The organism is Clostridium grantii DSM 8605, assembly GCF_900129965.1.
Taxonomy (GTDB): Bacteria; Bacillota; Clostridia; order Clostridiales; family Clostridiaceae; genus Clostridium_AF; species Clostridium_AF grantii.
Genome location: NZ_FQXM01000059.1, coordinates 1 through 5,055, shown reverse-complemented (window position 1 = coordinate 5,055; position 5,055 = coordinate 1). Strand labels below are relative to the sequence as shown.

The window sequence follows — 5,055 nt, the reverse complement described above, 5'->3', positions numbered from 1 at the left end:
GGTATTAATCTTCCTTTCGGAAGGCTATCCCCCACTTCGAGGTAGGTTGCCCACGTGTTACTCACCCGTCTGCCGCTAATCCGTTCCCGAAGGAACTTCATCGCTCGACTTGCATGTGTTAAGCACGCCGCCAGCGTTCGTCCTGAGCCAGGATCAAACTCTCAATTTAAAAAGTTTAATCTGTTTACTCATTTACTTAAATTATTGACTGGCATTTTACATAGAATCCATTACTGGAATTTATTCTATCATTCTCTGTTTAATTTTCAAAGATCAATTTCTGTTTTGTGAATTTCTTGTTACCATCTTGCGACAGCTTATCTAGAATATCACTTATTTTCCATGTTGTCAAGAGTTTTTTCAAAACTTATCTTTCGACATTTTTCTTAGTTCTCTTGGCGACAAGGAATATCTTATCATTTAAAACTAATGAATATTTCTGCTAATCTGGCTTTTATGTCAAATTAACTAACTATATATCTATATTACTAAATTTTACTCTATATTACTCATATGGGCACGCTAGGATGAGTTTGTTAAATCTTTTTACTAATAAATTTTATAAAGTAAATTTGATTTTACCGATATAAACTCTACTCGTTTCCAAAACTTCATTAAATATACTAGTTTCCTCACATCTCAGTCTAGCTATAATCTTAAAGCTGTTATCTAAAATAAGCCAACCATAATCTAATGTTCGTGAAGTAATTATCCCTTTAAAAAGAGCTGTAAAATCATAAATCCAGTAGTAACCAAGTGATTTTCTACCGGATTATATACATCTAACTTTTTACTAACTTATCGTTATACCTTGCCATGATATATTGATTCTCATATTTTCCATTACTAATAAGTGCATACTTTTTCTCCCCTTCTACGAGAAATCAAAAGTACTTATATAAGTTAATAGCTGCTATATTGTCTGTAAAAACTCCTAGTTCTATCCTTATTAACATCAACCAATTATCGGCTATATCGATAATTTTCTCCATAAGAGCTTTTCCAATACCTAATCCTTGAAAATTTTTATCTACACTTATTACTAAATATCCACAATGTCTTGATCCTGGTTGCTTTATAACATTAAGACCCACAATCCCAACCACTTTTTTAATTACTTTTTCTTCAATTTCAGCTACCATAACATGGTCATCACCAGATAATTTTTTTATAAATTCTTCTGTTTTTTCTACTCTCTGTGAAAATAAACTCATTGTATTTTCTCTAACTCCATCCATTATCCTAAGATTATAAACTGCTTCTGCATCTGAGCTTCTAATAGACCTAATAGTATAATTTAATTTAGTTTCTTCTTGTTTATCACACATATTATTCTCCTATCAGCAATTTTTAAAATAATTTTTTAAGTTGGTTTGATAACTCCATTACATCAATTACAGAAGTTCAATAGCATAAATATTAACTAACTTTCCATGGATTTTCATTACCTTCCAAAAATAATATACAGCTTTTCACTGAATTTTCTACCATATCACTTACCGCTTGGTCAGTATAAAAAGCTGTGTGTGGTGTAAGTATTGTATTAGGAAAAGAATTCAAAATTGCTAATTCTTTATTATTTAATATTTCATCCTTTAAATCTTTATAATAAATATCAGTTTCATTCTCAATAACATCTAAAGCTACTCCATCTACTTTTCGCTCCTCAATTGCCTCTATTAATTCAGTTGTATTAATTAATGATCCACGAGCAGTATTTATAATAAAAACTCCGTCTTTCATTTTTTCCATAGACTTTTTATTAATCATATGATAATTATCCTCTGTAGCTGGCATATGCAATGTTATAATATCACTATTTTTATATAAGGTTTCTAAATCAATGTATTCAGCATATGTTTTTACACTTTCACTTTCATATACATCACAAGCTAGAATTTTGCAGTCGAATCCACTTAACTGTTTAATAACTGTTTGTCCAATTCTCCCAGTACCTATAACCCCCACCGTTAAATTATGTAATTCTTTCCCTCTAACTTTTTTTAAAGAATAATCCTGCACTTTACTTCGCTCCATAATAAGCTTAACTTTTCTAATTGCCATCAGTATTAACATAGTTGTATAATCTGCCACACTATTAGGTGAATATGTAGCATTCCCTACATGAATTCCAATTTCTTTAGCTTTCTCTATATCTATATGATCATATCCAACAGTTCTTGTAGAAATAAATTTTACTCCTACCTGATGAAATTTTTCAACTAACTCACCTGATATTATTGTTGTAACTATACTAATACATTCAAATCCTTTTGCTAATTCTACATTATTAAAATTTGGTTCATCATCACACAATACAATTTCAACATCGTATTTTTCACTGAATTCATTAAAATACTCAGTTTCATCCGGTCTGTGACTATAAGCTAATATTTTCATTTGCAATCATTCCTTTCTATATATCTAAATATCTAATATTAAATCTTCTAATTTTCTTTTAGGAACATGATGCACGCCTTTTTCATCTCTCCAATATTTTATATCACCACTTTCATCAATTTCCTCAAGTACCACTTCCTCACTTGGTTTACCAAGAGATATTACCATAATAATTTCAAAATGCTCTGGTATAAAAAACTCTCTTCTCAAACCTTCTCTATTTATTGCACCAAACATACAACCTTTCTTTTCAACACTACCTTTTAAAATATTCCCAGCTACAGCTGATGACGATGCTTGTGTAGAAAATATTATTGTTTTCTTATTATCTACACTCTTTAAATTATTCCTCATCCAACTAGAAAAATTTATTGGATAACATTCTGCATTTATTGGTGCACCAAAAACATAATAACCATAATCTTATTTTAACATATATTTCATATAACTTTTGAATATATTTTACTAACTTATAATTATGTACCTTTTATAAATTAATATGATTTTGTTTTATGTATTTGTTAAAAATTAAACTTATTTATTGTTAATATAGTAATATTTGTGTTGTTTTCTATAGCTTTTAGCATTATAATATACTTTATATAAAAACAATTTATTTTTCATAAAAATTAAACCCTATAGTAATCAACTAGCAAAAGCAATAAAACTACACTAAAAGCTAATTCTTCCGAAAGGAGCAAAATACTATGAATTTACCTAAGAGAATTTTATATAACGATTCTTTAAACATAGAAATTTTTTCAAAGATGATAGGGGAAAATTGGAATATTTCGGATGAGATTTTTAAAAATTATATATTAGCGAATATTAGTATTTCAATGACAAAAAACTCTGAAATGAAAAAAGATATTAATAAACTATATGATCTTGATGAAATTAACTACTATAAAGCAGTTAAAAATTCTTCCTGTGGCAATCATGTTATCATAACAGGAGGTACACTTGAACAAGAAATTCAAGGCAGAAAAGTACTTGGTCTTCTTTTAATTGCAGAACAGAATTATAACTTAAGAAATACCATGGTCAATTTACTGAGAAAGCATTATCCTATAGTCTTCAATGCTGTTAAAAAACACAACAAAAAAGAATTAGCTATAAAATATTTTCAATTAGATAAAATCACTCGTAAGATAACCGGAAGATTAGAAGCTGCCGTATATTTTTACTTTAGCATATATCGTTCTGTGGATGCTGTTGACCATGGATTTATCAAATCAATTATTAATGATTTGAAAAGTTTTGAATTCTATAATCCTATAACTAGAGATATTTCTAAAGAATTAGAATTACACAAATCTGAAATAAAAGAAATTAAAACTCTGTTAAAAAGAGAATATGGTAAAATCAATAGCTATAAAGATATTCTGAATATCAATATTAAGGCTATTACAGAATTAAGCGCAATATTAGAAAACTTCTTTATCATTAATAAGCTTGATATAAATTTACTTTTTTCAGAATCTAATTATATAAATATAGATGATATATTATTAGCTTATATAAAAGCAGGTAATACCTCATGAGACCCTAAAATAATAATCCAAACAATTGTAAGTGGTATTTTTATCAAATCTTTAATTAAGGAATATAAGAAGTCTAAAGATTTATATTTTGAAAATAACCAAGAAACCTTACTTATTAAAATAGATTCTTTGCAGAAAAAATTAAATATTGTTGAAAAAGAAAATAAGGATTTTTTATATAAAATAGCACTTCTTGATAATGAAAATATAAACTTTAAATCCATTTTGAACAACAAAATCTGCAAGTTAAATAAAGAAAATAGTTTACAATTAAGCCACATGCAAAACAAAATTAATCATATTGAAACACAATTATTATCAGAAAAAGCATATAGAAATGAATTAAATACTTTACGTGAATATATATTTAAGATAAATAATGATTATATTCCATCACCTTCTAAAAATACTTTAGAATATTATATTAAAAATAAAAACATTATTATCATAGGTGGAACTAAAGAATGGAGAAGAAAATTTAGAGAGAACTACCCAACTATAAGGTCTTTAAACGGATTTATTGCAACTTTTGATGTTAATATTCTAGCCCAATGTGATTATGTATTTTTTTATACTGGGTATATGGATCATGCCACCTATTATAAAGCTATTAACTTTATAAGATCACATAAGATTAAATTCGGCTATATAGGAAAAACAAATATTGACTTAGTAGAAGAAGAGATTATCGATGAACTTGAAAAATTAGTTTCAAATGATATAAAGAAGAGAAGATTAAATGATTATAAAAGATATATTTAAAACAAAAAACTCTACTTATTTAAAACAAAAAACTCTACTTATTTAAAAGTAGAGTTTTTATTTACCTGGCAACGACTTACTCTCCCACACAGTCACCCATGCAGTACCATCAGCGTGTTGAAGCTTAACCATCGTGTTCGGAATGGGAACGGGTGTTGCCTTCAAGCTATAATCACCAGATTATTTAGTTGTTTTTGAATTATTCATTCAAAATTGCTTTCGAATGTTGCATTCAAAATTGCATAGTGAATTAATTAAATTGATCAAGCCCTCGACCTATTAGTATCAGTCAGCTTAATACATTACTGTACTTACACCTCTGACCTATCAACCTGGTAGTCTTCCAGGG

Annotated in this window: 5 protein-coding genes and 3 rRNA genes; 2 read left to right on the top strand and 6 right to left on the bottom strand. The window is 27.8% G+C overall.

Features of this window, described 5'->3' with window-relative positions:
• From BUB83_RS20780 to BUB83_RS20765, 4 genes are all read right to left on the bottom strand, one after another.
• Window positions 1–169: ribosomal RNA gene (locus BUB83_RS20780) — 16S ribosomal RNA — on the bottom strand; the annotation flags it as partial.
• A 715-nt stretch (window positions 170–884) separates the two neighbouring features.
• A complete protein-coding gene (locus BUB83_RS20775; RefSeq protein ID WP_341465362.1) occupies window positions 885–1,328 on the bottom strand; it encodes a GNAT family N-acetyltransferase in 444 nt (147 codons plus the stop codon).
• Between the two features lie 91 nt (window positions 1,329–1,419).
• A complete protein-coding gene (locus BUB83_RS20770) occupies window positions 1,420–2,400 on the bottom strand; it encodes a D-isomer specific 2-hydroxyacid dehydrogenase family protein (protein WP_073340998.1) in 981 nt (326 codons plus the stop codon).
• Window positions 2,401–2,424: 24 nt separating this feature from the next.
• Window positions 2,425–2,754, bottom strand: coding sequence for a nitroreductase family protein (locus BUB83_RS20765; RefSeq protein WP_073340997.1), 330 nt, complete (start codon window positions 2,752–2,754; stop codon window positions 2,425–2,427).
• A 353-nt stretch (window positions 2,755–3,107) separates the two neighbouring features.
• Here BUB83_RS20765 and BUB83_RS22610 point away from each other — a divergent pair, with 353 nt between their 5' ends.
• Window positions 3,108–3,944 carry a hypothetical protein gene (locus BUB83_RS22610; protein ID WP_242950734.1) on the top strand — a complete coding sequence of 279 codons (837 nt, stop codon included), beginning with the start codon at window positions 3,108–3,110 and terminating at the stop codon, window positions 3,942–3,944.
• Window positions 3,945–4,073: 129 nt separating this feature from the next.
• Window positions 4,074–4,706, top strand: coding sequence for a hypothetical protein (locus BUB83_RS22605; RefSeq protein WP_242950733.1), 633 nt, complete (start codon window positions 4,074–4,076; stop codon window positions 4,704–4,706).
• Window positions 4,707–4,769: 63 nt separating this feature from the next.
• Here the strand turns inward: BUB83_RS22605 and rrf are convergent.
• Both rrf and BUB83_RS20750 read right to left on the bottom strand, forming a co-directional pair.
• A 5S ribosomal RNA gene (rrf, locus tag BUB83_RS20755) occupies window positions 4,770–4,886 on the bottom strand.
• Between the two features lie 79 nt (window positions 4,887–4,965).
• A 23S ribosomal RNA gene (locus tag BUB83_RS20750) occupies window positions 4,966–5,055 on the bottom strand; the annotation flags it as partial.

What these genes read in the sequence shown, in the direction of transcription:
- BUB83_RS20775 (WP_341465362.1), bottom strand. Translation starts at nt 1,328, where the DNA reads ATGTGTGATAAACAAGAAGAAACTAAATTAAATTATACTATTAGGTCT.
- BUB83_RS20770 (WP_073340998.1), bottom strand. Translation starts at nt 2,400, where the DNA reads ATGAAAATATTAGCTTATAGTCACAGACCGGATGAAACTGAGTATTTT.
- BUB83_RS20765 (WP_073340997.1), bottom strand. Translation starts at nt 2,754, where the DNA reads ATGAGGAATAATTTAAAGAGTGTAGATAATAAGAAAACAATAATATTT.
- BUB83_RS22610 (WP_242950734.1), top strand. Translation starts at nt 3,108, where the DNA reads ATGAATTTACCTAAGAGAATTTTATATAACGATTCTTTAAACATAGAA.